General features: G+C 62.2%; 24 protein-coding genes. 8 read left to right on the top strand and 16 right to left on the bottom strand.

Features of this window, described 5'->3' with window-relative positions; translation table 11 throughout:
• Positions 1-4 precede the first annotated feature (4 nt).
• Genes ACWGKN_RS01925 through ACWGKN_RS01915 form a run of 3 tightly spaced genes read left to right on the top strand, consistent with a single transcriptional unit; the run spans position 5 to position 1,329 of the window.
• Positions 5-307 carry a (2Fe-2S) ferredoxin domain-containing protein gene (locus ACWGKN_RS01925; protein ID WP_035226430.1) on the top strand — a complete coding sequence of 101 codons (303 nt, stop codon included), beginning with the start codon at positions 5-7 and terminating at the stop codon, positions 305-307.
• A 2-nt stretch (positions 308-309) separates the two neighbouring features.
• Positions 310-810 (top strand): GNAT family N-acetyltransferase, encoded by a 501-nt coding sequence (locus ACWGKN_RS01920; protein ID WP_035226426.1) that lies wholly within the window; start codon positions 310-312, stop codon positions 808-810.
• Between the two features lie 21 nt (positions 811-831).
• Positions 832-1,329 carry a HEPN domain-containing protein gene (locus tag ACWGKN_RS01915; protein ID WP_052159628.1) on the top strand — a complete coding sequence of 166 codons (498 nt, stop codon included), beginning with the start codon at positions 832-834 and terminating at the stop codon, positions 1,327-1,329.
• On the opposite strand, the gene ACWGKN_RS01910 is transcribed toward ACWGKN_RS01915, so the two are convergent.
• A complete protein-coding gene (locus ACWGKN_RS01910; RefSeq protein ID WP_035226425.1) occupies positions 1,313-2,578 on the bottom strand; it encodes a radical SAM protein in 1,266 nt (421 codons plus the stop codon). The genes ACWGKN_RS01915 and ACWGKN_RS01910 overlap by 17 nt on opposite strands.
• A 554-nt stretch (positions 2,579-3,132) precedes the next feature.
• Between ACWGKN_RS01910 and nifE the strand changes: the two genes are divergently transcribed.
• Genes nifE through ACWGKN_RS01895 form a run of 3 tightly spaced genes read left to right on the top strand, consistent with a single transcriptional unit; the run spans position 3,133 to position 7,164 of the window.
• Positions 3,133-4,485 carry a nitrogenase iron-molybdenum cofactor biosynthesis protein NifE gene (nifE, locus tag ACWGKN_RS01905; protein ID WP_424254947.1) on the top strand — a complete coding sequence of 451 codons (1,353 nt, stop codon included), beginning with the start codon at positions 3,133-3,135 and terminating at the stop codon, positions 4,483-4,485.
• 1 nt (position 4,486) lies between these two features.
• Positions 4,487-5,842: a nitrogenase component 1 gene (locus tag ACWGKN_RS01900; protein WP_035226419.1), complete on the top strand. Its 1,356-nt coding sequence runs from the start codon at positions 4,487-4,489 to the stop codon at positions 5,840-5,842.
• A 41-nt stretch (positions 5,843-5,883) separates the two neighbouring features.
• Positions 5,884-7,164 carry a radical SAM protein gene (locus ACWGKN_RS01895; protein ID WP_035226417.1) on the top strand — a complete coding sequence of 427 codons (1,281 nt, stop codon included), beginning with the start codon at positions 5,884-5,886 and terminating at the stop codon, positions 7,162-7,164.
• Between the two features lie 43 nt (positions 7,165-7,207).
• Here the strand turns inward: ACWGKN_RS01895 and ACWGKN_RS01890 are convergent, their stop codons facing one another.
• The 8 genes from ACWGKN_RS01890 to ACWGKN_RS01855 form a co-directional block, all read right to left on the bottom strand.
• Positions 7,208-7,951 (bottom strand): NADH-quinone oxidoreductase subunit B family protein, encoded by a 744-nt coding sequence (locus ACWGKN_RS01890; protein WP_035226416.1) that lies wholly within the window; start codon positions 7,949-7,951, stop codon positions 7,208-7,210.
• A gap of 58 nt (positions 7,952-8,009) precedes the next feature.
• A complete protein-coding gene (locus tag ACWGKN_RS01885; protein ID WP_035226413.1) occupies positions 8,010-9,524 on the bottom strand; it encodes a hydrogenase large subunit in 1,515 nt (504 codons plus the stop codon).
• Entirely contained in the window at positions 9,517-10,944 is a 1,428-nt protein-coding gene (locus ACWGKN_RS01880) for a proton-conducting transporter transmembrane domain-containing protein (RefSeq protein WP_035226410.1), read from the bottom strand. The genes ACWGKN_RS01885 and ACWGKN_RS01880 overlap by 8 nt, the downstream gene beginning before the upstream one ends.
• 4 nt (positions 10,945-10,948) lie before the next feature.
• Entirely contained in the window at positions 10,949-11,602 is a 654-nt protein-coding gene (locus ACWGKN_RS01875; protein WP_035226407.1) for a hydrogenase, read from the bottom strand.
• Positions 11,599-12,516: a respiratory chain complex I subunit 1 family protein gene (locus ACWGKN_RS01870; protein ID WP_452094576.1), complete on the bottom strand. Its 918-nt coding sequence runs from the start codon at positions 12,514-12,516 to the stop codon at positions 11,599-11,601. Before ACWGKN_RS01870 ends, ACWGKN_RS01875 begins: the two co-directional genes overlap by 4 nt.
• A 45-nt stretch (positions 12,517-12,561) precedes the next feature.
• Positions 12,562-14,517 carry a proton-conducting transporter transmembrane domain-containing protein gene (locus ACWGKN_RS01865; protein ID WP_424254943.1) on the bottom strand — a complete coding sequence of 652 codons (1,956 nt, stop codon included), beginning with the start codon at positions 14,515-14,517 and terminating at the stop codon, positions 12,562-12,564.
• Positions 14,518-14,898: 381 nt separating this feature from the next.
• The gene (locus ACWGKN_RS01860) at positions 14,899-16,080 is read right to left on the bottom strand and encodes a hypothetical protein (protein ID WP_052159627.1); all 1,182 of its coding nucleotides are present in this window, start codon (positions 16,078-16,080) and stop codon (positions 14,899-14,901) included.
• A 313-nt stretch (positions 16,081-16,393) separates the two neighbouring features.
• Positions 16,394-17,803 carry a transferase gene (locus ACWGKN_RS01855; RefSeq protein ID WP_035226400.1) on the bottom strand — a complete coding sequence of 470 codons (1,410 nt, stop codon included), beginning with the start codon at positions 17,801-17,803 and terminating at the stop codon, positions 16,394-16,396.
• Positions 17,804-18,143: 340 nt separating this feature from the next.
• On the opposite strand from ACWGKN_RS01855, the gene ACWGKN_RS01850 reads away from it, so the two are divergent.
• Together ACWGKN_RS01850 and ACWGKN_RS01845 are read left to right on the top strand one after the other, a co-directional pair.
• Positions 18,144-18,833 carry a cytidylate kinase-like family protein gene (locus ACWGKN_RS01850; protein ID WP_424254939.1) on the top strand — a complete coding sequence of 230 codons (690 nt, stop codon included), beginning with the start codon at positions 18,144-18,146 and terminating at the stop codon, positions 18,831-18,833.
• A gap of 80 nt (positions 18,834-18,913) precedes the next feature.
• The gene (locus ACWGKN_RS01845) at positions 18,914-20,581 is read left to right on the top strand and encodes an acyltransferase family protein (RefSeq protein WP_452094575.1); all 1,668 of its coding nucleotides are present in this window, start codon (positions 18,914-18,916) and stop codon (positions 20,579-20,581) included.
• Between the two features lie 8 nt (positions 20,582-20,589).
• On the opposite strand, the gene ACWGKN_RS01840 is transcribed toward ACWGKN_RS01845, so the two are convergent.
• From ACWGKN_RS01840 to ACWGKN_RS01810, 7 genes are all read right to left on the bottom strand, one after another.
• A complete protein-coding gene (locus ACWGKN_RS01840) occupies positions 20,590-20,874 on the bottom strand; it encodes an Lrp/AsnC family transcriptional regulator (protein ID WP_035226392.1) in 285 nt (94 codons plus the stop codon).
• A 130-nt stretch (positions 20,875-21,004) separates the two neighbouring features.
• Positions 21,005-21,304 carry a chaperone modulator CbpM gene (locus ACWGKN_RS01835; protein ID WP_424254936.1) on the bottom strand — a complete coding sequence of 100 codons (300 nt, stop codon included), beginning with the start codon at positions 21,302-21,304 and terminating at the stop codon, positions 21,005-21,007.
• Between the two features lie 3 nt (positions 21,305-21,307).
• Positions 21,308-22,273, bottom strand: coding sequence for a DnaJ C-terminal domain-containing protein (locus ACWGKN_RS01830; RefSeq protein ID WP_035226389.1), 966 nt, complete (start codon positions 22,271-22,273; stop codon positions 21,308-21,310).
• 280 nt (positions 22,274-22,553) lie between these two features.
• Positions 22,554-24,416 carry a DUF3656 domain-containing U32 family peptidase gene (locus tag ACWGKN_RS01825; RefSeq protein ID WP_052159626.1) on the bottom strand — a complete coding sequence of 621 codons (1,863 nt, stop codon included), beginning with the start codon at positions 24,414-24,416 and terminating at the stop codon, positions 22,554-22,556.
• A gap of 35 nt (positions 24,417-24,451) precedes the next feature.
• The gene (locus tag ACWGKN_RS01820; protein ID WP_035226386.1) at positions 24,452-25,108 is read right to left on the bottom strand and encodes a lactate utilization protein; all 657 of its coding nucleotides are present in this window, start codon (positions 25,106-25,108) and stop codon (positions 24,452-24,454) included.
• A gap of 33 nt (positions 25,109-25,141) precedes the next feature.
• Positions 25,142-25,489 carry a DsrE family protein gene (locus ACWGKN_RS01815; RefSeq protein ID WP_035226383.1) on the bottom strand — a complete coding sequence of 116 codons (348 nt, stop codon included), beginning with the start codon at positions 25,487-25,489 and terminating at the stop codon, positions 25,142-25,144.
• 30 nt (positions 25,490-25,519) lie between these two features.
• On the bottom strand, positions 25,520-26,059 hold the full coding sequence (locus ACWGKN_RS01810) for a DOMON-like domain-containing protein (RefSeq protein WP_035226381.1): 540 nt from the start codon (positions 26,057-26,059) through the stop codon (positions 25,520-25,522).
• Positions 26,060-26,080 lie beyond the last annotated feature (21 nt).

Raw genomic sequence — 26,080 nt, 5'->3', positions numbered from 1 at the left:
GAGTATGGCCACCCCGGAAAAACAGATCCTGGTCTGTCAGAGTTTCAGAGTCAAGGGCGACCCCAAGGGCATCTGCCACAAGCAGACCGACGGGTTCCTGCAGTACCTCGAGGAGGAGATCCTCGACCGCGGCCTCGACATGCAGGTCGTCGCCACCGGCTGCCTCAAGCAGTGCGAGGCCGGGCCGATCATGGTGATCCAGCCCGATAACTGGTGGTTCAAGGGAGTCGCCAGCGAAGCGGTCATCGACGCCATCCTCGACGGGATCGAGGACGGCACTCCGCCCGGCGAATACCTGATCGGCTGACGATGGCTGCAAGTAGTGCGGAAGTCGTGATACGGCCGGCCCGTCCGGCCGATATCCCCTCGCTCGTCCGTCTGCTGGCCCTGCTCTTCACCCTCGAGGCGGATTTCGAGGTCGATGGCGGCCGTCAGCGTCGCGGCCTCGACATGCTCATCACCCATCCCTTCAGCCGGATCATGGTCGCCGAACGAGACGGCCTGGTGGTCGGCATGTGCAGCGGCCAGCTCACCATCTCCACCGCCGAGGGCGGCTACGCCCTGCTGCTCGAAGACCTCGTGGTCGACGAGGACAGCCGGGGCCGGGGGATCGGGCGCCGGCTCCTCGACGCCGTCGCCGGCTGGGCGGCCGGGCATGGGGCGGCGAGGCTGCAGCTGCTCGCCGATCGCGGCAACGATCGGGCCCTCGCCTTCTACCACCATCTCGGGTGGCGAGGGACCGGCCTGGTCTGCCTGCGCCGCTATCACCATGACGGTTCCGGTCCGGCGCCGGATCCGATACCGTCATGACAAAAGAAGGAGGGAGTCCTGATGAATATCCTGCCGATCCAGCCGCGCCACAACATCATCCCGCTCGACGGCTGGCAGCTCTATCGCCGTGACGGCGAACAGTTTCTGCGCACCGCGGTGAGCGCCCACCAGCGCGGCAATCCCCGGTTCACCCCCGAGATCGTGTACAATCTGGTGGCGATGGCGATCGAGAAGCTGATCATGGCCCTGCTGATGCGGCGGGGCGACCTCGCCGACAACCACACCATGGTCGACCTGCTGGCCGCCCTCGAGCGCCATCTCGGACCGTTGCCGGGCCTGACCGCGGATTTCGCCTACCTCGACGATTTTCAGCAGATCTGCGCCCTGGAGACCTACCATCGCCAGCCCCCCGCCCCGGCCGATATCGGGCGGATCGTGGCCATCGGTCTCAGGATGAGGGCACTGCTCGCCCCCTCCCTCTATCCGGTTCCACCGCCGCCGCCAGGGGGTGATGATCCGACCGCCGGGGCCCTCCCGCGGCCTACAGCCGCTGGATGATGTAGAGGAAGGTCGGCAGTCGGCTGAGGGTCTTCAGGCGATAGAAATCCATCACCAGGGACCGCGAAGGCCGGCCGACGCGCAGTGGCGACAGGTAGATGCTGCCCTTGGGGCGGTTCCTCGGGACGCCGTCCCGGAGCAGCTGCAGCATGGCCGGGATATGACCGGCGGCCAGTTCGTCCATGACGAAGTTGGCCGTCATCTCGATCCGGTTGAAATTGCCGTTGATCTCCTGCATGCGGTGAAAGGCCTCCACCACCCGGGCGGCGGACAGCGGTTTGCCGAGCTTGTCGAGGGTTTCCTGATCCGCCGATTCCAGGCCGATATTGATATAGACCGAACATGGCAGCCGCTCCAGTTCGGCGAACAGGCGGGGCGGGGCGTGCAGCAGCGAATCGACGCTGCCGAAGAGAAAGACGTTGCCGCCCGCCATCGCGGAACCGGCAAGACCCAGCACCTCTCTGGCCCGGGCGATGGCGGCGATGATCAGATCCGGATCCGCCGCCAGGGCATCATGCTCACCGAGGAAGAGCGAGTTGTAGTTGACGCTGTTGGGACCGAACCACCGCCGCAGGTCGGCGATCTGCCGCTCAATCTCGCTCCACTCCTTGTCCCGGTACGGCCGCTCCGTTTTCACCCGACAGAACCGGCATTTATACAGACAGCCCTCGCTGATATGGACCGGCACCAGGTCGTAATCGACATGGCGGGCATCGGGCGGCAGGACCGTCACCCTCCCACCGATGATCGAAAACAGCTGCTCGGCCCGCTGCCGCAGTACGGTCGGATCGCAGCCACCGGCCCGGGCCAGAAAATCCCGAATCGCAGCCGGCGCCTGGGGCATCAGACGGGCCGCCGCCGCGGCCAGCAGGGAAGGCCAGGATTCGAGCAGGCGGACAACCGCGGCATGCTCGAAGGGGCGGCCGCCGAGCAGGGAATTGGTGGGGTAGGGAGTGTTGGGCAGGTAGTATTCACCGATCGCCTCGACCACCCCGGAATAGCCGCCGGTCGAATAATAGACCCAGTCGTCGCCGATGGTCCGCTTGATCCACTCCTGGGGATGCGGCCAGTCTCTCCCCTTGCCCTGGAGATGGACGATCTCGCCGCCGGGATTGAAGCGCATGACGGCAGCGGCGGTCTCAATCTCGGCATAGATCCCGTACTGCTGGGGATAGCTGACCTTCGCATAGCTGTCCGCTCCCCGGCAGCGGATGCGGATTCGAATGTCCCCCCGGCGATCGGTACACACTTCCGACGCCGCCGATGGGGAACGGGAAGGTGCAGGGAGGGGAACTGGGCCGGTCGAGGGGATGGATCCTTCAAACATGATATGATTCCGTGATGCAAGGGGCAGAGGGGGCCTTTCCCTGCCGGGGCAGAAGACGCTGCAGGCGATAAATGCGGTGAAGACCTGCGCCGCCCACCCGCCTCCGGGACCGCAGGTGGTCATCGAGGCACGCGCCCGCCTGGCGGAGACGTACCAGCCACACTACAGAAATTTCACATTCAGTTCAACCGGTCGGGCCGGGAAAGAGACCTTTTTTACTCCTGGCCCGCGCCTTCCGCAGGGAATCCTTCCGCCTGCCTCCCTCACCCTTGGCCATTTCCTACATTTTTGTAGCAAACCTGCCATTTCTGAAGATTGTTTCCCATGGCCGACTGACCGCACCTCCCAGGAATTCGCGATCTATCTTATATCATCCTGTTATCACATCTGTATTTGAGATTTTTCGATTCTGGCACAGTGGTTGCTGTAGTAATGGCGAAAGCTATTCCACTCCCATCTTTACCACGAGGTGTCGCATGCAGACAGCTACCGTTCTCCACGGCCGCGAGAACCAGATCCACCGCAAGGGTACGGCCCCCTTCGCCATCGACTGCAACAAGGACAGCCTGGCCGGGGCCGTCAGCCAGCGGGCCTGCGTCTTCTGCGGCTCGCGGGTGGTCCTCTACCCGATCGCCGACGCCCTGCACCTGGTGCACGGCCCAATCGGCTGCGCCGTCTACACCTGGGACATTCGCGGCGCCCTGTCCTCCGGGCCGGAACTGCACCGCCTCTCCTTCTCCACCGACCTGCAGGAGATGGATGTGATCTTCGGCGGCGAGAAGAAACTGTACGCCGCCCTGATCGAACTGATCGACCGCCACCGGCCGAAGGCCGCCTTCGTCTACTCCACCTGCATCGTCGGCCTCATCGGCGACGATCTCGAGGCCGTGTGCCGGCGGGTGACGGAGGAAAAGGGCATCCCGGTCCTGCCGGTGATGTCCGAAGGCTTCAAGGGCAACAAGCGCGAGGGCTACCAGGCCGCCTGCCGCGCCATGGCCCGTCTCGTCGGCACCGGCGACACCGCCGGCATAGCGAAGCACAGCATCAATATCCTCGGCGACTTCAACCTGGCCGGCGAGATCTGGCTGATCCGCGACTATTTCCAGCGCATGGGCATCGAGGTGGTGGCCAACATCACCGGCGACGGCCGGGTCGACGACATCCGCCGGGCCCACGGCGCCGGCCTCAACGTCGTCCAGTGCTCCGGCGCGACGATGGATCTCGCCACCATGATGCGGGAGGAGTACGGCATCCCCTCGGTGAGGGTCTCCTATTTCGGTGTCGAGGACATGGCCGAGGCCCTCTACACGGTGGCGACCTTCTTCGCCGACCCGGAGATGATGGAGAAGGCCCGGGCCATCGTCCGCGAGGAACTGGAGAAGCTGCTGCCGGAACTGCAGCGCTACAAGGCGGCGCTGGCCGGCAAAAAGGCGGCGATCTACGTCGGCGGGGCCTTCAAGGCCTTCTCGTTGGTCAAGGCCTTCCGCCTGATCGGCATCGACGTGGTGATGGTCGGGTCGCAGACCGGAACTGTGGAAGATTACGAAGAACTGCAGCAGATCACCGACGAGGGAACGATCATCGTCGACGACTCCAATCCCCTCGAGCTCTCGGCCTTCCTCCAGGAGAAGGAGGTCGACGTCTTCGTCGGCGGGGTCAAGGAGCGGCCGATCGCCTACAAACTGGGCGTGGCCTTCTGCGATCACAACCACGAGCGCAAGGAGATGCTGGCCGGTTTCGCGGGCATGCTCAACTTCGCCCGCGAGGTCCACGACTCGGTGATGAGCCCGGTCTGGCAGTTCGTCCCCCGCCGCACCAAGGAGATATGACATGACCACGATGCCCCCTTACACCTCGACCACCAACGCCTGCAAGCTCTGCCGGCCACTCGGGGCCAGCCTCGCCTTCCGCGGCATCGAAGGCACGGTGCCCTTCCTCCACGGCTCCCAGGGCTGCGCCACCTACATGCGGCGCTATATCATCAGCCATTTCAACGAACCGATCGATATCGCCTCCTCCTCGCTGGGGGAAAAGCACGCGGTCTACGGCGGCGCCGCCAACCTCAAGCTCGGCCTGCGCAACGTCACCAGAAAGTACGCCCCGCAGCTGATCGGGGTGGCCACCACCTGCCTGACCGAGACCATCGGCGACGACGTCAAGATGATCATCAGCGAGTATGAGGGAGAATTCCACACCGGCGAAGGCCATCCGCGGATCGTCTCGGTCTCGACCCCGAGCTACGGCGGCACCCACATGGAAGGATTCAACGCCGCCCTGCAGGCGGTGGCCGAACAGCTGACCGAACCGACGGCGCCCCACGCCGGGGTCAATGTCCTGCCCGGCTTCGTCTCGGCCGCCGATCTCCGCTACCTCAAGGAGATGCTCGGCGACTTCGGCCTGTCCTTCACCCTCTTTCCCGATTACGCCGAATCGCTGGACGGCCAGGCCCTCAACGACTATCCGCTGATCCCGGCCGGCGGCACCCCGCTGGCGGCGATCCGCGCCATGGGCGGAGCTCGGATGACCATCGAGTGCGGCGCCACCCTGCCGGAGCGATCGGCCGGCTCCTCCCTCCAGCGGCTGTACGGCACCCCGCTGTGCCGTCTCGGCATGCCGATCGGCATCCGCGAGACCGACCGGTTGACGGCCGAACTGGCGGCGTTGAGCGGTCGGCCGGTTCCCGAGCGCTACAGCGCCGCCCGGGGCCGGCTGATCGACGCGATGGTCGACGGCCACAAGTACCTCTCCGGCAAGCGGGCGATCGTCTACGGCGAGGAGGACCTGGTGGTCGGCCTGACCTCCTTCCTCGCCGAGATCGGGATCAAATCCGTCCTCTGCGCCTCCGGCGGCAAAAGCGGCCGCTTCCGCGAGGCCATCGCCGCAGTCCTGGCCGGCCTGCCCGTCGCGCTGCCGGAGGTCAGGGAGGATGTCGATTTCCACGATATCGAGGATCTGGCCGATAATCTTGCGGTCGACCTGCTGGTCGGCCACAGCAAGGGCTACACCTTCGCCCGGAAAAAGGGCATCCCGCTGGTCCGGGTCGGCTTCCCGATCCACGACCGGATGGGTGGCCAGCGCCTCCTCCACCTCGGCTACCACGGTGCCCAGGCCCTGTTCGACTCCGTCGTCAACACCCTCATCGCCAAGAAACAGGATGATTCGGAAGTGGGCTACACCTACATGTAACTCCTTTCTCCCTTACGAAAACGACTGTACTGGAAAACGCCATGGATTCGCTCACCATCAAGGACTTTCACCGTCACCCCTGCTTCAACCCCGAGGCCAAAGGCAAATTCGGCCGGGTCCACCTGCCGGTCGCCCCCAGGTGCAACATCAAGTGCAACTTCTGCGACCGCCGTTACGACTGCGTCAACGAGTCGCGGCCCGGGGTCACCAGTTCTCTGCTCAGTCCACAGCAGGCAGGCATCTATATGGACAGGGTTATGGAAAAGGAGCCGCGGATCACCGTTGCCGGCATCGCCGGGCCCGGCGACCCCTTCGCCAACCCGGTGGAGACGATGGCCACCCTGCGCCTGATCCGCCGCCGGCATCCCGACACCCTGCTCTGCGTTTCGTCGAACGGCATGGGCATCGGTCCCCATATCGACGCCCTCGCCGAGATCGGGGTGTCCCACGTGACCATCACCGTCTGCGCCGTCGATCCGGCCATCGGCGAGAAGATCTATGCCTGGGTCTCGGACGGCAACATCGTCTACCGCGGCCGGCAGGGGGCGACCCTGCTCCTGGAGCGGCAGCTTGCCGCCATCCGCCGGCTGAAGGAGGCCGGGATCATCATCAAGGTCAACTGCATCGTGATCCCCGGGGTCAACGACCACCACGTCGAGGCGGTCGCCTCCCGGATGCGCGAACTCGGCGTCGACCTGCTCAACTGCATGGCCATGTTCCCCAACGTCAACACTCCCTTCGGCAGACTTGCGCAGCCGGACCAGGACACCATGCGGGCGATCCGCGACATGGCCGAGACCTACCTGCCGCAGATGCGCCACTGCACCCGCTGCCGGGCCGATGCGGTCGGCCTGCTCGACGACGACCGGACTGAGGAATTCCGCAGCTGTCTCTCGTCCTGCGCCGCCGCCGTCATCCCCGAGGGCGTCAAACGGCCCTACGTTGCCGTCGCCAGCCGCGAGGGCATCCTCGTCAACCAGCACCTCGGCGAGGCCCGCAGCTTCCAGATCTGGGAACGGCTCGACGGCCGATTCCGGCAGGTCGAAGAGCGTCAAGCCCCCCCCAGCGGCGGCGGCATCACTCGCTGGCACAAGCTGGCCCGGGTCCTCGGTGACTGCCGGGCGGTGCTGGTCAGCGGCATCGGCGCCACACCCGCCGAGATCCTGAGCAAATCGGGGATCGAGCCGGTCGAGGCGGCGGGGTTCGTCGAGGAGGCCCTGACGCTCATCTACAGCGGCGGCAGGACCGGTATGCTCAGGGGCAAGAGGAGAAAGTCCTGTGCCGCCGGCGGCTGCAGCGGCGGAGGGGAAGGCTGCGGTTGAGAGAGCGATAGGCCGTTGCGGCAATGCCGGAAAGGCCTGTCGTCTATTTGAAAAAGGTCAGCAGGGCGTGCAGGGTGGTCAGCGGATGGGGTGGGCAGCCGGGAATATAGAGGTCGACCGGGAGCAGGCTGCCCAGATCGCCGACGACCTCGTCGCTGCCGTAGAACGGCCCGCCCGAGATCGAGCAGGCGCCGCTGGCAATCACCACCTTGGGCGATGGAACGGCCTCATAGGTCGTAAGCAGGGCCGCTTTCATGTTGCGGGAGATCGGCCCGGTGACATGGATGCCGTCGGCATGGCGCGGTGAGGCGACAAAGTCGATGCCGAACCGGGACAGGTCGAAAAACGGGGTGCTGAGGACGTTGGTATCGGCCTCGCAGGCGTTGCAGCCGGCGGCCGAGACCTGGCGCAGCTGCAGCGACCGGCCGAAGAGCTTTTTGAAGTGCTGCCTGGCATGGCCGGCCAGATCGGCGTAGCTGCCATCGGTGATCAGATCGGCCCTTGTGGCCGCGCCCAACTCGAAGTTCTGGGTGAAGCGGACGAACTTCCCCTGCGACAGCATCTCGCACAGACCGCAGAAGGTGCAGCGGCCCAGATCGAGGGCGCCGCTTGCGGCATCGATGGCCTCCTGCGGACAGGCCTCGGCACACTGACGGACCAGGGCCGGATCGCCTTGCCGGTTGATCTCCGGCCGGCCACGGAAGCGCTCGTACAGGGCAATCGGCTGCTTCGGATAGGACGAGGTTCTGTAGCCCTGATCCAGTCTGTTCTTGATGATCTTCAACATGGCAATACCCTTCTATCGCGCCGGGGCGCGGTGATCTCCAAGCGGCGAGCGGTCTGCATCACAGGTCGAAGCCGCAATAGGAGAGATTGTAGCTCTTGTTGCACAGCGGGAAGTCGGAGATCCCCTGGTTCCGCAGTGACATCGCCAGACCGGTCCAGTTGTGGAACGACGGGTCCTTGACCTTGTAGCGGACGATGGTGCCGTCGGGGCCGGTCAGGACGGAGTGCGAGACCTCGCCTCGCCAGCCCTCGTTGATGGTGACCACCAGCGAATCGGCGGCGAGCCGGCGCTCCTCCATCATCACCGCCTTCGCCGTCGTTTCCGGTCGTTTCAGGAGGAGCTCGATCAGGGCGATCGAATGCATGATCTCCTCGCGCCGGACGGTGGCCCGGCTGTAGACGTCGCCGCTCGTCATCTGGTTGGTGTTGTGCGGCAGTTCGGGGTAGCATTCGGTCGGAAAGACGACCCGCGCGTCATAGGCAAGGCCGCAGGCCCTGCCGGCGTAGCCGACCAGCCCCAGGTCCTCGGCCATCTCCCGGCTCACGATCCCGGTATTCTCGAACCGGGCCTGGACGGTATGGGCGGAGAACAGCAGGTCGCAGACATTCTTGACCTGCGGGGTGATCTCGTGAAGCTTGGCGGCGATGAGCTGCCGCTGCTCCTCCCCCATGACGAAGGCCACCCCGCCCGGCCGGACCAGCCCCTTGCCGAACCGGTTGCCGCACAGGACCTGCAGGAGGTTGAGGAAATCGCCGCGCATCCGGCCGAAATAGGCGGCCGGCGGGTTGAAGGCGACATCGCCGCTCAGGGCCCCGAGGTCGCCGAGGTGGTTGGCGATCCGCTCCAGTTCGAGGGCGATGGTCCGTACGACCCTGGCCCCGGCGTCGACCGTCAGCCCGGCCAGGGCCTCGAGCGCCTGGCAGCAGCAGAGGTTATGGCCGATGGCGGTATCGCCGGCGATCGCCTCGCAGATGATCGGCAGCCGCCGCTGGGGCACCGTCGGCAGCAGCTGCTCGACCCCGCGATGCTGATAGCCGAGCTGGATCTCGAGATGGAGAACCTCCTCGCCGGCGCACTGAAATCGGAAATGCCCCGGCTCGATGATGCCGGCATGGACCGGCCCGACCGCCACCTCGTGAATCGCCTCGCCTTCGACCTTGAAGCAGTCGTATTTCCCCGGGATCTCATCCTTGGCGTAATCGTTGCCGAAGACATCGGCGGCACCGCTGTAGTTGGGGTGGTAGCGGACCATCTTCAACCAGGGGTGGGCGGTCGGGCGGATACCGTACTGTTCGGCGATCTCCCGCTCGAACAGGTGAAATTTTTCACTGACCCAGCCGGTCAGCGACGGGAATTCGGCCCCGACCTCGCAGCTGGTCACGAACAACTTGTCATTGCGGACCACGGCCAGCAGCCGGGTGACTTCGCTTTCGGCGAAGGCGAAGAACTGGACCACGAACCCGCCGTTTTTGACGAACTCGGCGAGGGTCATGCCGAAGGTCTCGACACTGACGTCCGGGATGTCGGCTCGCCTGACGACCTCGCCGTTGGCTATCTGCAGGAGGTTATCCATTGACGCTGCCTCCGAGTACCTTGATTGTATCGATGATGACTTGGAATATGATCTCCGGCATCCACAAGAACAGCCCGATGGAGGTCAGGAGGAGGACATAGGAGGGGATGACGCGCAACATCCGCTCCTCGACCAGGATTTCCTCGCCGGCGTTGGCAAAGGAGATCCGCATGACGATCCGCGCCGCCCCGGCGAACACCAGGGTGAGGCAGAAGATGAAGGCGGCGAGGACGACGAATCGCCCCCTCTGGAAGGCCCCCATGATGATCAACAGTTCGCTGATGAAGATGCCGAAGGGGGGGAAACCGGACACCCCGGCGAACCCGGCGAAGAAGGCAACGAAGGTCTTGGGAAAGAGCCGGGCGAGGTTGCCGGTCTTCTTGACCAGCCGGGAGCCGAAGCCGAGCAGGATATTGCCGGCCGACAGGAACAGCGACGACTTGATCAGCGAGTGGTGGATCAGATGGAGGATAGCGCCGTACAGGGCGATCCCGCCGATGCCGACGCCGATGGCGATGACCCCCATGTTCTCGACGCTCGAATAGGCGAGCATCCGTTTGTAGTCGGGCTGGTTGAGGATGAAGATGCCGGCGACGAACATCGACACCAGGCCGAAGCCGATCAGGATATTGCTCGAATAGGCGCCCAGACCGGCGACGTGCATCAGGATATGGACCTTGTAGATGCCGAGGAAGGCGCAGTTCAGCAGGGCCCCGGACAGCAGGGCCGATGCCGGGCTCGGCGCCTGGCTGTGGGCGTCGGGCAGCCAGGTGTGCATCGGCGCCAGACCCATCTTGGTGCCGAAACCGATCATGATGAAGATGAATCCGGCCTTGAGCCAGATCGGGTCGAGCTGGCCGGCCACCGCGTTCAGCGAGGAGAAAGTCAACGGCGCATCGATCTCCTTGATGTCCATCGCCAGGGTGATGAAGAAACAGCCGAGCAGGGCGAGGGCAATGCCCACCGAACAGATCAGGACATATTTCCAGGTGGCCTCGAGGGCCTCCTTCGAACGGTTGATGAAGATCAGCGGCGCACTGACCAGGGTGGTCGCCTCGATCGCGATCCACAGGACGATCGGGTGATCGGCCAGGGTCACCATGCTCATTGTCCCGAGAAACAGCAGCATGCAGCTGATGAAGATGTGCTCGCTCTGCATCTCGGTCTCGCTCATGTAGGAGATGGCGTAGATTGCGATGAACAGGAAGATGAAGGAGGTGACGAGGAGGACCAGCAGCCCCTCCGGCGAGGAGCTGAAATAGTCGGGGAAATATGGTTCGAGCTTGCCCAGCCAGCCCATCACCGTCAGCTGCAGGTGCAGCAGGGCGGCCACGATCAGGATGCCCCGGCCGAGAAAGACCGGTAGAAAGAACGCCGCGCCCCCCATGAGGATCGGCAGCAGAAAGACGAATTCCAGCATATTCTCAGTCCTTTAAACGCCCAAGAAGGGCAGTGTCGACATCATCGAAGGCCCGGTTGATATTGTGGAGGATGATTCCCATGATCATCACCCCCACCAGCACATCGAGCAGCACCCCGAACTCGACGACATAGCGGGTATGGCTCTGCTTGGTCAGGGCGGTGCCGACCAGGTAGATGCCGTTCTCCAGCATCAGATAGCCGATGACCTGGGTGATCGCCTTGGTCCGCGACATCATCAGAAACAGGCCGGCGCCGAGGGTGGTGATCGCGGTGATCAGCAGCAGCGAATGGCCGCCCGGCAGGGTGAGCTGCAGTTTCTCGGTAATGAAGAGGGAGACCAGGATCATCATCAGGCCGAAGAACAGCGAGGCATGATAGCCGATCAGCGGCTCGACCTCGCGCTTGATCGCCACCCGCTGGACGGCGAAATACAATAGGCCGGGGATCAGCAGGCCCTTGATCAGGATCATGATCTGGAAAAAGATGATCCCGCCGCTGCCGATGTCCTGGTGCTGTTCGAGAAACAACGGCACCAGCGACACCATGACCCCCTGCAGGCCCATGATCTTCACCAGGGTGATCATGCGGTTGGTCTCGAGCGAAATCAGCACGGACAGCAGGATGAGAACCGGAATGGCGTCGGAGAGATTGATCATTGCATGAATCCCATCGTCAGAATGGCGGCGAAAAACACCAGGGTGAAGGAGGTCAGGATGTACTTGGGCACCAGGTTCATCTTGAATCTGGCCATCGTCGATTCGGTAACGCCGACGGCGACATAGACCAGGGCCAGAATCCCATAGAACAGCAGGCCGTTGACGAGGGGGCCGGCCGGGACCAGGGGCTGGAGCAGATGGGTGATGAACACGGAGTAAAACAACAACTTGAAGAAGGCCCCCAACTCGATCAGGGCGAGATCGGGACCGCTGTGATCGAGGATCATGACCTCGTGGATCATCGTCAGCTCGAGATGGGTCTGGGGATCGTCGACCGGCACCCGCGAGTTCTCGGTCAGCAGCACCATGAACATCGCGACGATGACGAACAGCAGCAGGGCCCCGGTCGGGCCGGCGAGCGAGACGGCCTTGGCGCCATGGAAATAGTCGGCGAAGCTGAGCGATCCGCTCATCCGGTAGAACAGGATCAGCACGGCGAAGATCGTGGCCTCGGCCAGGGTCGAGAAGAAGGCCTCGCGGGCCGCCCCCATCCCCTCGAAGGGCGAGGCGGTATCCAGGGCGGCGGCGATGGTGAAGAAGCGGCCGATCCCCATGATGTAGAACAGGACGATGACGTCGCCGTGGAAGGAAAAGACCGGGGCCGTCCCCGCCAGCGGGAGGAACAGCAGCGGCATCAGGGCGGCGGCGAACGACACCGTCGGTCCCAACTTGAAGACGAAGCTCGAACTGGTGCTGTAGACCGATCCCTTGCGGCACAGCTTGGCCAGGGTGTAGTATTTCATCAGCAGCGGCGGACCCTGCTTGCCGGCTACAATGGCCTTGGTCTTGTTGATGACGCCGGGAAAGAGCGGCGCCAGGAGCAGCGCCAACACAAACGACACAAATGATTCCATTCCTACCTCAGCCTGCGATGGGGGGCCAGTCCGGCACGTCTCGTATCAGAAGACAAGCAGCAGCACCACGATGGTCAAGACAATGTACGCGATATAGAGCTGGATGTGACCATGCTGAATCCAGCGCAACCTGTCCAGAAGCTTGACCAGGGGCTGGAGAAGATACTGGTACATGGCGATTTCGGCGATATCGTCAACCCGCGTTTCATAGGTCGTCTGTCCGGGGAATATCCTGCGGATCCCCGAGTATGCCGTCCGTATCCTGACGAAAGGTTGAAAAAACTCAACGACACTCATGGCGTAGGAGGTGCCGGTGTACTGCATCCGGACATTCGGCTGGGTGAAGCCGCAGCCCCAGGTCGGCCCGCTGGTGATCTCCTTTCTGGCGTACAGAACCCGGCGCAGCAGCATGACGCCGAGAAGGATGCCGAGAAAGAGCCGGGCGGCAAAGGCCAGATCGGCGACCAGTGCCTGCCCGGTCGCCGGGTCGATCGCCCCGATCACCGTCATATCGCGAAGGCCGAACACAGCCAACTGCACGAACGGCGCCGGGAAGATGCCGATGACGAGACAGAACAGGGCGAGCAGGAGCATCGGCAGGGTCATCGACGCCTGCACCTCGGAGGCCCGGGCCGCCCCTGCGGTTCTCGGTTCACCTAGGAAGACGATGCCGACCACCTTGGTGAAACAGGTGGCGGCCAGGCCGCCGATCACCGCCAGGGAGATGATCGCCAGGCTGGCGAAGAGAAAGGAGACGCCGGGCAGCGTCAGTCCCTGGAAGGCGGCAAAGTAGATCAGAAATTCACTGATGAAGCCGTTGAACGGCGGCAGGCCGGAGATCGAGATGGAGCCGACCAGAAAGGTCCTGCCGGTGGTCGGCATCCGCTTGATCAGACCGCCCAGGTCGTCGACATGCCTGGTCCCGGTCTTCTGGAGCACGGCCCCGGCCCCCATGAACAGCAGCGATTTGAAGATAGAGTGGTTGAGGACATGGAGCAGGCTGCCGGCAAATCCGAAGATCGCCATCGCCCTGTTGCCGGTCGACACCCCGATCATCCCCAGACCGGCGCCGATCAGGATGATGCCGATGTTCTCGACGCTGTGGTAGGCCAGCAGCCGTTTGATATCATGCTTGCCGAGGGCGTAGACGACCCCCAGGACCCCGGAGACAATGCCGACCGCAAGGATGACCCGGCCGGGCAGCAGCGAGGTGTCGCCAAGCAGCGCATAGATCCGGAGGATGCCGTAGATCCCCATCTTGATCATCACCCCGGACATGATCGCCGAGATATGGCTGGGGGCGGCCGGGTGGGCGTGCGGCAGCCAGATATGGAGGGGAAAGATGCCCGCCTTCGAGCCAAAGCCGAGAAGCGCCAGGAGGAAGACCGCCATCTTGATCCGGGAGGGCAGCTGGTCGAGCTGATCGAAGGAAAAGCTGCCGGTGACGCTGTAAATCAGACCGAAGGCGGCGAAGATACACATGGCGCCGGCCTGGGCAAAGACGAAATAGAGATAGCCGGCGCTCCTCGTTGCCTTTTTCTGGAATTCGTGAACGACGAGGAAGTACGAGGACAGCGACATCAGCTCCCAGGCCAGGGCGAAGGTGATGAGCGAACCGGCGCAGACCACCAGCACCATCGACACGATCAGCAGCGACAGGCAGAGGTAATTGACGGCGACGCGCCACGACTCCTCGGATTTGTCCATGTAATGGAAACCATAGAGCGCGGCCAGCGGGCAGATGATAAAGATGGGGACGAGGAAGAACGCGGAAAGCGAGTCGATCGAACACGACAGGGTGAGGAATTGCTGCCAGGACCAGGTCGATGGCGGCGGGCCGGTATCCTGCATCACCGGCAGGATGGCGATCAATCCGAGAAGGGAACCGGTGGCGATGGCGATGACGGCTGACGCCTTCATCAGGTTGAACCGCCGATACAGCAGCAGCGGCAGGATTCCCCCCGCCAGGATTACCGCCAGTGCAGAAAAAAGAGTATCCATCGATCCCCTTGAAATGAAGAGTCTCTCGATACCTCCCTCCACTGCATGACTGGAGCCATCACCTCAAAAGCTGTGTAGGTCAACACCCTGCACTCGACTTTTGAGCCGTTCTGTTTTGGCGCAAGAGGGATTCCCTCTTCGTCATCGTCAGCTATGGGGGGAGAATACGCTCAAGATCAGATTCCGGCCCATGGTTGGCGCTGCAAAATCATGACTGTATACTTATCCAACCATTACCGCGTCAAGCAAAAACTCCCGCTGTCAGAAAAAACACGGACGTGTGATTATACAATGATTCGATAAATTTGCATGGATTAATGCGGCCGATGACCACCTGCAGCCACCCGATCGCAAGGATCCGGCGGCCACGGGTGGAGGGGTTCAGCGGGGGGTCCGGATATCGAATCGCGGCGAAAAGATCATGCGGATGATCTGTTCCTTGAGGTCGGTCTGATCGGGATTGACCATTTCCTGTTCCATCAGTTTGGCAAACAGCTCGTCCTGTTCCAGGGGGTGCATCCCGCCGGAGATCGGACAGGCGTCCTTCAACTGGATGTGGGCGGCCCAGGGAACGAAATAGGTCGTGGAAGGAAAGGTTTCATACGTCGAAATATCGACATTCAGCCCGGCGATATAGAGCAGATTCTTGCCGTTGTACTCGGTGCCGCGGCGGATCGACTCGACCGTGCGGGCGAATTCCATCTGGATGTTGATCTTGGCCGCCTTCATCGCCGGGCTCTTGTGGGTGACGATCAGCGGCATGAACTCGATCAGGTTGCGCTCGAGCAGGATCGATTCGTCCGTCTCGTGGAGGTCTTCGCGGAAATAGAAAAGATCGGCGGACAACAGATCCCCCATCGTCTCCCCGGTCCCGCCCTTCCAAACATAGCCGTCTTTCTCCAGACGTTCCCGGAAGCTGTCGGAGACCTCGTAGGAATGGGAGGTGCTGTGGGTGGCGACCGGGACGATCCGGCCGTCGCCGTTGATCCTGGCGATGTCCCGCAGCCGCAGCACCAGCCCGTCCGTCACCGGTTTCGAGGCGAAGTCGATGAACGAGTCCTTGGCGGTGATCAGGCACCGGCCATCGGTGTCCCGGCTGAGAAAGATCCGTTTCTGGGCAAACTGGTACTGCTCGAGATACGGGGCGATGGCGTGGGTGATCTTGCCGCACGAGGGGGTGGAGCAGTTGCCCTCCGTCTTCGGCCGCTCGCAGGTGCCGTAGATCCCGGTTTTCGGGTCGTAGCCGACATGGCTGGCCTGGACGATCACCGAATCCTCGCCATGGTGGGCATGCGGTCCATGGCGATCGGTGGCGATGATGCCGCCGACGCGTCCGTGGTTGAAGGGGAAGGTGCCGAAGTGCTTGGTCAGCAGGATGATGGGAAAGCCCTGATTTTCGTCGGAACAGAAGGCCCGGGAGGGCATGATATACCCTCTCCTGAACCCGAGGGACAGACAGAGATTATACAGCCTGGGAACAAATTCGGGGTACGGGATCGCCAGTCCCTGGATCTTGAATTCTCCGATATCACGGACAATTTCCGGCTCTCTCGATGCATTCATGCGTACTCTCTCATACGTGGTTGGTCATTGCACATGTGTCGTTGTGATCTCTTGAACGGCCGCTCCGGGCATCTCCTGAGAAATATGCCGGAACCGGCGATGGCCAATCATTGATATCTCCATCAAGGAGCGGTTGTCTTTATCCCCGGGAACCTCACTCGTAATTTTAGCGGTTGCACAGGATCCCCCTGCACCATCATGCCGTATACCCAACGCGGCACCATACCATCATCGTGGCATCCGGCGCAATGCCTTGACGCCGGCCGGTACCGCTCCACTCAACCGTACGGTCGGATCGGAATGCAGCAGGATATCATGGTTCAATGGATATCGTCGGATAGATCCCCCGGTTTGGACCGGTCCGGTACGGCTGGATCATATTGAAGGACGCACTCTGGTCACTCTGGGCATGGCCCCGGTTCTTTCCTTTGGCGTAGTAGGCGCCGTTCAGCTCGAGTATATGCTCGAACCGCTTGCGGAAGGCCTCGACAAAGGCATGGCCGTCGCCATGAAACGTCATATTGCCCATGGTCAGCTCCTTCTTGTCGTCGAGTTCGTCCAGGGAGATCGAATTGCCCTGCAGGTCCTGCTGCGAACCGATGAATCCCCAGACCAGGTGGTTGGCGGGAATGGTGATCGGCTCGACCGCATCGATGATGGTGTGCGGCATGATGATGCAGTTCGGGCCGATCTCGATCCGGGCCGCGGTCTTGCCGTTGAGGAAGGAGTTGAAGGCGACGAAGACCTTCTCGCCGAGGGTCGAGTGGATGATCTTGGCCCCATGGGCGGTGACATCGTAGCCGGACAGTGTCGAGCTGATGATATAGGTGTTCTCCTGGGCGTTGGAACCGACGCCCATCTCGGCATTCTCGAGATAGGCCCTCTGGCAGATCAGGACATTTTTGCCGATCCGGGTTCTGCCCTTGATCAGGGCGAAGCGGTTGACGGTCGAACTCTGCGGGGTGTCGAGGGTATCCATGTTGAGCTGCTCGAACAGGCGTTCGAAATCGGTCTTGCGGCTTTCGACGAAGTCGATCAGCAGCCCCACCGGCCGGAATGACGCATCCATCGCCACGTAGCGCTTCAGCACCTCCGCGGGATAGGTATACTGGAAGGAGAAGGCATCATTGGCAATCCATACCGTACCCGGCTTGATCGCGCGGTGGAACAGCTCCTCCGCCTGGACATAGGAAAACTCGCCGATGATGCAGGAGTGCAGCGACATGTGATCGACCGTGGCGAAGACCCCGATGTAGCATCCCTCCATGGTCGCACCATGGATATTGGCAAAATGGCCGGCCACCGTATTGCGGATGAAGAATTCCTCCGGTGTCTCGAGGTTGTGGGACTTGCTGTGGATGAGGGTGCGGAACAGGAAACTGTCCCTGATGGTGATGACCTCGTCCTCCACCAGCGGCAGTTCCTTGGCCCCATAGACCGTCTCCCCCTTCCGCTTGAGCTCGTCGCCCCGCACATCGCTCTTGTAGACGACGGAGCGGTTGACGATGCACTGGCCGAGAAAATAGCTGGCGGCGATATTGGAGTTGCTGAACTGGAGTTTCAGCGGATGTTTCGACGTCACCGCATAGGAGGCGTAATAATTCAGCATCTTTCCCAGGTTGGTGGAGGCGTTGATAAACGGACCGACATCAAAGCCGAACTCCTCCAGATTGACGTTGACCCGGGTAGCGATCCTTTCGATCAGCGATAACAGTTGTTTCATATCTCCACGTCCTCAATTGTAATTCCTCTGACGAGAGGCCCGGCACAGCCGCCCCCACCCATACCGTTTTTGCCTGGATCCAATCTCAACCCACCTGCTTGAAAAATACCATATTCCGCCCGGGATGCACCGTTCCGTTTCCCCGGCGGACCGAAATTCCGAACCCAGGCCCGCCGTGACGACGACTGGAAATCGAAAGCGGGAGGAAGTGGTTTTCTCCATCTTCCTTTTTATTGACAGGCTGCAATTTGCCCTTTATGACTATGGCCGGAAATTTTCACAGTGTTCGTGCCCGCCCGTTGCCAGAACCACACCCGCACGACGACGGCCGGACGATTCAATGTTCGCAATTCGATTCAAGGAGAAGGTCATGTCGATCGTCACGATTACCAGGGGATCATATAGCAGGGGCAAGGAGGTGGCCGAAAGGCTGGCGGCCAAGATGGGGTATCAATGCATCTCGCGCGATGTCCTGCTCGAGGCCTCGGAAGAATTCAATATTCCGGAGATCAAACTGGTTCGCGCCCTCAATGACTGCCCGAAGGTGCTGGAGAGATTCTGGGGCGGCTCCGAGCGTTATGTCAAGTACTACCGTTCCGCCCTCCTCGATCACGCCCGCAAGGACAATCTGGTCTATCACGGTCTGGCCGGCCATTTCTTCCTCCGCAATATCCCTCACGTCCTGAAGATCAGGATCAACGCCGATATCAATACCCGCGTCAAGGAAGAGATGAACAGGGAAAACATCTCCGCCGAACAGGCCCTCTACGTCCTGAAGAAAGACGACGAGGAACGCCGCAAGTGGGGCATTCAGGTCTACGGCATGGATCCATGGGACAGCCGCCTTTACGACATGGTGATCAACATCAGCATGATGACTGTCGATGATGCCGTCGATATCATTTACGCATTGCTGCAGAAACCGACGTTCAAGACCAGCCCGCAATCCCAGCAGCAGGTCGACGAACTGGCCAGAGCCGCCAAGGAACAGATCGAAAAGCTGCGATCACTGGGCTCGACGCTGTTTTAGCAGGTATCCGGTTCATGGTTTTCCACCGCCCGATGCCGGGGCCATGAACCTCACATGGATCGACCACCCATCCTGACCCAATGCAGATCAACCAGTCCCATCCTCTGTGGAAGATAGCCGCGGCGCTGCTCTTGTTCCTGCTGATCCGGCAGCTCCTCTCCTATATCGCCCTGTCCAGCTATTTTTCGGCGACCGTCGAGGCCAGCTTCGATCATGCCGATGTGATCGAACTCTACTACGCCAGCAGCGTGACAACCTTCAGGGAACAGCACCACCGGAGTTCCGAGGCCTTCACCCCCGGCGTCAGGGAGATACAACAGATCGACCTGGCCGACGGGGTGGCGAGGAAAATCCGGCTCGATCTGGGACGGCAAGGAGGGGAGGTAAAGCTGTACGGCCTGGTGCTGAAAAGTCATTTCGGCGGTAAAAAAACCTTCACTTCCCGACAGATCTTCGACAGTTTCAGCCCGGCCAGCGGCATCCGGTCCTATACCCTGGAAGGCGATCATGTGCTGGTCCGGACCGAGGGCATCGACCCATTCATCGTCCTCAAGGGGGAACTGCGGGAAGAAAATGCGGTGGTCGGCACCTTCCTGCCGATTGTCTATGCCCTGACCCTTATCCTCCTCCTTGCCCACAGCAGTTTTTCAACCTTCCCGGCAATCACCGATCTGCAGGGCAAATCATCATCGATCGGGGTGCATCTGGGGGCGCTCGACGGCGTCCGGGGGGTGGCGGCGCTGATGGTGCTGGCAGAGCATACCGGGGTGCTGAAGGGGATCGGGTCCCTCGGCGTCTGGCTCTTCTTCTGCCTCAGCGGTTTTCTGCTGGCAGCACCGTTCATCAAGGAACCGGCCAGGGCCGTGTCACCCGGTTTCATGGCCACCTACCTGGTCCGCAGGTTGAAACGAATTCTGCCGATGTACTACGCGGTGCTCACGGCGTCTCTGATGTTCAGCGGCAAGACCGACCAGTTCATCCGCCACATTCTCTTTCTCCAGGGTGACAGCCATCTCTGGACCCTGCCGCAGGAGATGTTCTTCTACCTCGTCCTGCCGCTGGTCGTCGCCGCCATCTACCTGCTGTTGCGGGGCAACCGGCTGCCGACCGTCATCTTCCTGCTGGTGCTGCTGGTCGCGGCGAACACGTACATGTCCACCCGCTACCTCGCGCTCTACGGCTACGGCAAGAAACTGGAGCCGATGATCGGCATCTTCCTCTCCGGCATGATGTTCTCTTACCTCTACCACTGGCTGGGGACCAATCGCCTGTTCCTGAGACTGGACCGGACCCATGTCCGGCGGTTCTGTTCGGTGACCGGGATCATCCTGCTGGTGCTACTGGTGGTCCTGTCGGCCCGGTTGGTGCCGGGGTGGACCCACTTCGATGCCCTGAGGAATCCCGGGACCTTCGGATTCTTCGCCGGGATGCTCATCCTGCTGCTCGTCCTCGCCAACAACACCTGCCTGAGCCGGATCATCAGCTTTCTGCCGCTGCGCGCCGTCGGTCTCGTCGGGTTCAGCTTCTACCTGCTGCATCCGACCCTGCTCGCCTTCATCAGGTCCGAGGTCGAGGACTATTACGGCATCCGTCTGAGCGGACTGCCGATGTTCATCCTCGCCGGTCTCGCCACCTATGGCCTTGCCGCCATCACCTATACCTATATCGAACGGCCCTTTCTGCAATCGACGGTTTCGGCAACCACGGAACCGCTTCAGAAGAAACAGGCATCCTCGGGCTCGGCCTGAAAGCCCCGTTATTTTCCATCCAGCCCGATCGTGAACATGGTCTCGAGGTCATGACGGGAGAAGGCCTTGAAGGCCAGCATGGTCTCGGTCTTCAAAATCGCCTGGATCGTCAGCAGCCTTCTGGTGACGAGATCGGAAAGATCGTCGTTGGCGGGAACACGGCAGATGACGACCAGATCGTAGGTCCCGCTCACCGAAAACACCTCGGAGACGCCTTCCATATCGGCCAGCTGCTGGGCCACTTCATTGATCTTCGACCGCTCGACATTCAACAGAATAATAGAGGTAACCATTTAATTTTTCTCCAATAAATACGAATTGCCAGCTTCTTTCCAAAATTGTTCCACACCCTCCCGGATCGTGCCGCCTCACCGAACTGGTGCGTCCCAGCGATATCTTCATGCCGTTCCGATCCGCATGAAGTCAGGTGATCTGCCGGAGCCGGCTGCGCAGTTCTTCCAGTTCTTCGAGGAGATCGAGGGCCAGGGCGGCGCCCGGCAGGTTGACGCCGAGGTCGTGCTGCAACCGGCATGTGACCTGGATCCGTTTGATCGCCACGGCATTGAAACGCCACGTTTCCGGCGACGAACCCTCCGGGGTCAGGACGCCCTCGTTGACCATCTCGAAGACCAGTTCATGATCGACCCGGCAGATGGTGCAGATTTCGCTGAACCCCCAGGTCATGTCTTCGTCCAGGACAGTGATAAAATATTTTTCCATCATGGCTTATCCTCCCAGACCGGACCGGGGATTGAAGGGCATCAGTTGCGCCATCCGCAGATACAGTTCCTTCTGTTCGGCCGTTCTGGCCTCCGGGACATGAACGGCCAGGGTCACATACTGGTTGCCGGCCTGGTATTTCGAGCACAGCCCCCGGCCCTTGAGCCGCAATTTCTGGCCGCTCTGGGAATTGGCGGGCAGTTTCAGATCGACCTTGCCGCCCAGCGTCGGCACGGCAATGGTCGCGCCCAGCGCCGCCTCCCACGGGGTGATCGGCAAGGTGAGGTAAATATCCCTCTTGACGACCGTGAAAATCTGGTGTGGCAGGAAGACGATTTCGAGGAAGAGATTGCCATGCGCGCCCCCTCTCCCCGCGCCTGCCTCGCCCTGCCCTTCGAGCCGGATCTGCTGTCCTTCGATGACTCCCTTCGGAATCGTGACCTGCAGTGATTGGGGCTGGACACTGATGCGTCCGCCCCCCTCATCGACCGTCCGGTTCAGGGTGATCGTCTTTTTGGCCCCGAAATAACTGTCTTCCAGCGAGATCGATATCTGCGCATGGAGGTCGCGTCCGATATCCTGGAAGCCCTGGTCGAAAAACGAGAATCCCTCCGGAGCCTGCCGGCTCGAGCCGCCACCGAACAATGACTCGAAAAAGTCGCTGAACTGGTGCGGCGACGCCCCGCCGGTGCTGAATCCGCCGGTCCGGAACCGCTGCTCCCAATCGGGGGGCGGGCGGAAATCCTGACCGGCCTTCCAGTTGGCACCAAAGCTGTCATAGGCCTTGCGTTTTTCTTCGTCCTTCAGGACTTCATAGGCCTCATTGATTTCCTTGAACCGCGCTTCGGCATCCCTCTCCTTGTTGACATCGGGGTGATACTTGCGGGCCAGTCGTCGATAGGCCCTTTTGATCTCCTCCGCCGAAGCGTCCTTGGCAACATGGAGGGTCTTATAATAATCCTTGTATTCCATAGCACTCCTCCGGCTGTCGGCGCAGCCCGACTGCATAGATCGCGGCTAGTGTTGATCTTCCTACGATAATCAAGATCTGACAGCACGCAACAGGGAACCGGGCCGGAGCCAGGGACAGCAGCCGTCATCTCCGACCCGGCAGGGGAGATTGCCACCCCCCTGGTCCTCCCGGCAGCGGCGGCCGACCCTGACGGACCAGGTGGCGATGCGTCGCAACGGATCACCGGCATCCAGCTTCAGTACAGCATACCTCGGCCGGAAGATCAATGCCTTCCCTGCCTCAAGGGGAGGCTTTTTTGGTCTGCAGCACCAGCATTTCGCAACGGCCGCAGTCGAACCGCAATTCATAACAGCCGGTATTGTCGCAGAGAACCAGCGGTTCATCGATCGCCGCCGGATCCCTGTTGTCCTTCGGGCAGATGCCAAGCTGCCGCCTGAGGCAGTAGCGGCAGGTCATCAGGACCGCTTCGTCCGCCGTTTCCGCAGCGCCAACGGCCGGGGGGAAGGCGGCCACGCCGTGGCGGCGGTAGAACCGCCGCGCCGGCTCGTTGGTGATATTGGCTAGACACGCCGTTTCCGCCGCCGGCCAGACCGCCCCCCCGGCCTCCTCCTTTCTACCCGGCCGCACATGGCGGGCCAGACGGGTCTCGACATGGTGGGCCAGGGCCGCGCGCCGCAGGTCGTTGAGGGCGGCCGCCGGGACGTGGAGCGATGGAGCGACGGCGACCTCGACCTGCCGGACGGAAAAGATGGTGCCGCCGCTTTTCCCCATCTGCCGCCTGACGATCTCTTCGATCCGGCCGGGGATCGTTGCGTCAACCTTCTCCATCGGCCGGGCAACGGTCGAGGTGCAACCGTCCTCATCCTCGACCACGCAGCGCAACCCGTCCGCCGTCTCCTCCACCCGGAGGTCGAGCGCGATTTTCCGGCAGTCCCTGCTGGCTGCCAGCTGGCGCGAGAAGACGCTGTCGAAGTTGCGGTAGATCATGGTCCCCGGTTCGAGCGGCACCGCCTCCTGCGGATAGATCCTGGCTCCCTCGACGCGGTTGGCCTTGATGCCGACCAGTGTCCCCTGCCGGTCGAAAAAACAGAGCCCGTCGCCATTGCTGATCACCATCTCCGTGTCGAGGGTGAAATACTGCCGCTCGACCCTGCCGACCACGCCGACCGGCTGCCCGATCGCCTTCGGGCTGTCGATCGCTCCCGGCCGGTTGCGGGGATCGACCAGAAAATAGTCGGTCCCGCCGCGACTGAAGGTCCTGGCCGGATCGGGCACGAAATCGAAGCGGCAGCGACCGGAGGACGAGCGCCGCCGGCTGCCGTCGGCCTCGAGCAGCCGGTCGAGGAGCAGCCGGTAGGCGGCGGTGACGTTCTTGACATAGCGTTCGTCCTTGAGCCGGCCCTCGATCTTGAAGGAACTGACCCCGGCCGCCAGCAGCGCGCCGAGGTGGCTCGACAGGTCGAGATCCTTGAGGGAAAGGAAGTAGCGGTCCCGGCCCAGCTTTTTCCCCCTGCCGTCTCGGAGACTGTAGAGATGGCGGCAGAACTGGGCGCACTCGCCGCGATTGGCGCTGCGGCCGACGACCTGCTCGCTGATGGAGCAGCGGCCGCTATAGCAGACACAGAGGGAGCCGTGGACGAAGCATTCGAGAGGGACCGTGGTGGCGGCCCGGATCGCGCCGATCCGAGCGAGGCCGAGTTCCCGGGCCAGGACGACCTGGGAGAAGCCGACCTGTTGAAGAAACCGTACCTTGTCGACCGTCCGGTTGTCGGTCTGGGTCGAGGCGTGGAGCGGAATCGGCGGCAGGTCGCACTCAAGCAGGCCCAGGTCCTGGATGATCAGGGCATCGGCGCCGGCATTCCACACGCCATGGGCGATGGCGACAGCCTCGTCGAGTTCGGCATCGGTAAGGAGGGTGTTGAGGGCGACATAGACCCGGGCGAAGTACTGGTGGGCGTAACGCACCAGCCGCTCGATGGCGGCGAGGTCATTGCCGGCGGCGGCCCGGGCGCTGAATCGCGGCGCCCCGAGATAGACGGCGTCGGCGCCATGATCGATGGCGGCGATACCGCAGTGAAGGTTCCGCGCCGGGGCGAGCAGTTCCACCGGCCAGGGTGGGATGAGCGATTTTTCAGGTTCCATACCGGATTGTGATCGGCGAGGGAATTCCCCGACCGTTACAGGCCGAGGTCGGCATTGATCAGCACGACCGTGATCCGTCCCTTGGGATAGGACTTCTCGGTGATCGTCCAGCTGTTGCAGATCCGCCCCGGACTCCGGCAGTCGGCACACCGGGCGGTCTGGACACAGGGGGTCTTGCAGTCGAGCCGCATCGCGTTGGCCGGTGCGGCATAGTTCTTGATCCGCAGCATGGCGGCCTCGAGATCGGGAACGATCTTGTTGCGCCCGGCGAGGAGGATGACCGCCTTCGGACCGAAGGTGATGGCCGCGGCCCGGTTGCCGATCATATCGAGATTGACCACATGCCCGGCCTCGGCGACCGCGTTGACGCCGCTGCAATAGACGTCGGCGAGCAGGGCCCGGCGGCGGCGTTCGAGCTTTTCCCCCGCCGCAATCCCCGGTTCATCCGGACGGATGACCTCGTAGCCGCAGTCGGCACCGTTGAGGAAATCATGGAGACCGGTGGCCTTCATGGTCATTGAGCCCCCATAGGAGACAACCCGGGCCCCGCTGGCCGGCAGGAGGTCGTCGCAGACCGCCCTGGCCGCGGCGGCGGCCGTATCGACGACGACGGCGGCGAAGTTGTTGGCGACCAGTCGCTCCTTCACCACCTGCAGACGCAACTGCCAGTAGTGCTGCACCGGGTCCTTCATTCCTCCTCCTTCCATCGCACCTGGCGATCAAGGTCAAAATGTGATGATTTCATACCCATCGCTGACAAACCGCTCCAGCGAGGGATGCCCCTTCATCTCGCCGTCGATGGGGAGCCCCTGTTCCTGGGCGCTGTTGAAGGCACCCATCTTTACCGAACAGGATTCACAGACGCAGGCCAGCAGACCCTTGTCAATCATCTCCTTGTAGAGGGTGGCAAAAGGCGTGTCGGGACGGGCCAGTTCGGGGATGAGCCTGGTCGCCGCCCCCTCGATGACCACCTTGACATCATACCCCTTGCTGTGGAAATCGAGGGCATAGAGCATGACATGGGCAAAGCAGGTGAGTTCGCCATCATAGGCGATAAGGGTGATTTTTTTCATTCTTCCTCCATGTATCGATGCCGTTGCGCATCACAGCGTCAACTCAAAACCCGAACGGTGATGGAAGTCGGCTCCCGCTCCCCGATGGCGAAGGGCCCAGTACGACACCTCCCCGTGGCGGTGTTCGAGGACGGCGCAGATCCCCAGCTCGAGGGTCTGCTCCTCCCGGATGATCGGGGAGAGATCGACTTCCATCCCGACCCGGACCTCATTGCGACCGGCATGGAACGCACAGGGGAGCCTCCGGAGCGCTGTCTCCTCGACCATGCCCGTGCGGTAGCCGTCGAAATGGTAGACATTCCAGTCGCCGTTCGGGGCGAGATTGACTTCCCAGTATTCCGCCGCCGTCTTCTGCCCTATGAAGCACTCGAAACAGCTGTGCCGCCACAATTCGTGCCGACGCCGCCCCGGTTGCCTGGGTCCGGGCACATCAAGACCGCCGATATCCCCTGCGACCCGGTAATGCAGGGAGAGGACGCCGCCCTGCCGCAGCGCCGTCCCGGTGATCGCCAGGCGGGGACTGACGGGGTCGGGACTCCGAGCGAATCGTTGCAGGGAAAAGACGTACATCCTCCGGCCTCTCTTAATCTG

The organism is Desulfoprunum sp. (assembly GCF_053613775.1).
This window is presented reverse-complemented; position numbering and strand designations above follow the sequence as displayed.

Bases quoted from the DNA above. Each gene is read 5' to 3' on its own strand.
- ACWGKN_RS01925 (WP_035226430.1), top strand. From the start codon at position 5: ATGGCCACCCCGGAAAAACAGATCCTGGTCTGTCAGAGTTTCAGAGTC.
- ACWGKN_RS01920 (WP_035226426.1), top strand. From the start codon at position 310: ATGGCTGCAAGTAGTGCGGAAGTCGTGATACGGCCGGCCCGTCCGGCC.
- ACWGKN_RS01915 (WP_052159628.1), top strand. From the start codon at position 832: ATGAATATCCTGCCGATCCAGCCGCGCCACAACATCATCCCGCTCGAC.
- nifE (WP_424254947.1), top strand. From the start codon at position 3,133: ATGCAGACAGCTACCGTTCTCCACGGCCGCGAGAACCAGATCCACCGC.
- ACWGKN_RS01900 (WP_035226419.1), top strand. From the start codon at position 4,487: ATGACCACGATGCCCCCTTACACCTCGACCACCAACGCCTGCAAGCTC.
- ACWGKN_RS01895 (WP_035226417.1), top strand. From the start codon at position 5,884: ATGGATTCGCTCACCATCAAGGACTTTCACCGTCACCCCTGCTTCAAC.
- ACWGKN_RS01890 (WP_035226416.1), bottom strand. From the start codon at position 7,951: ATGTTGAAGATCATCAAGAACAGACTGGATCAGGGCTACAGAACCTCG.
- ACWGKN_RS01885 (WP_035226413.1), bottom strand. From the start codon at position 9,524: ATGGATAACCTCCTGCAGATAGCCAACGGCGAGGTCGTCAGGCGAGCC.
- ACWGKN_RS01880 (WP_035226410.1), bottom strand. From the start codon at position 10,944: ATGCTGGAATTCGTCTTTCTGCTGCCGATCCTCATGGGGGGCGCGGCG.
- ACWGKN_RS01875 (WP_035226407.1), bottom strand. From the start codon at position 11,602: ATGATCAATCTCTCCGACGCCATTCCGGTTCTCATCCTGCTGTCCGTG.
- ACWGKN_RS01870 (WP_452094576.1), bottom strand. From the start codon at position 12,516: ATGGAATCATTTGTGTCGTTTGTGTTGGCGCTGCTCCTGGCGCCGCTC.
- ACWGKN_RS01865 (WP_424254943.1), bottom strand. From the start codon at position 14,517: ATGGATACTCTTTTTTCTGCACTGGCGGTAATCCTGGCGGGGGGAATC.
- ACWGKN_RS01860 (WP_052159627.1), bottom strand. From the start codon at position 16,080: ATGAATGCATCGAGAGAGCCGGAAATTGTCCGTGATATCGGAGAATTC.
- ACWGKN_RS01855 (WP_035226400.1), bottom strand. From the start codon at position 17,803: ATGAAACAACTGTTATCGCTGATCGAAAGGATCGCTACCCGGGTCAAC.
- ACWGKN_RS01850 (WP_424254939.1), top strand. From the start codon at position 18,144: ATGTTCGCAATTCGATTCAAGGAGAAGGTCATGTCGATCGTCACGATT.
- ACWGKN_RS01845 (WP_452094575.1), top strand. From the start codon at position 18,914: ATGCAGATCAACCAGTCCCATCCTCTGTGGAAGATAGCCGCGGCGCTG.
- ACWGKN_RS01840 (WP_035226392.1), bottom strand. From the start codon at position 20,874: ATGGTTACCTCTATTATTCTGTTGAATGTCGAGCGGTCGAAGATCAAT.
- ACWGKN_RS01835 (WP_424254936.1), bottom strand. From the start codon at position 21,304: ATGATGGAAAAATATTTTATCACTGTCCTGGACGAAGACATGACCTGG.
- ACWGKN_RS01830 (WP_035226389.1), bottom strand. From the start codon at position 22,273: ATGGAATACAAGGATTATTATAAGACCCTCCATGTTGCCAAGGACGCT.
- ACWGKN_RS01825 (WP_052159626.1), bottom strand. From the start codon at position 24,416: ATGGAACCTGAAAAATCGCTCATCCCACCCTGGCCGGTGGAACTGCTC.
- ACWGKN_RS01820 (WP_035226386.1), bottom strand. From the start codon at position 25,108: ATGAAGGACCCGGTGCAGCACTACTGGCAGTTGCGTCTGCAGGTGGTG.
- ACWGKN_RS01815 (WP_035226383.1), bottom strand. From the start codon at position 25,489: ATGAAAAAAATCACCCTTATCGCCTATGATGGCGAACTCACCTGCTTT.
- ACWGKN_RS01810 (WP_035226381.1), bottom strand. From the start codon at position 26,059: ATGTACGTCTTTTCCCTGCAACGATTCGCTCGGAGTCCCGACCCCGTC.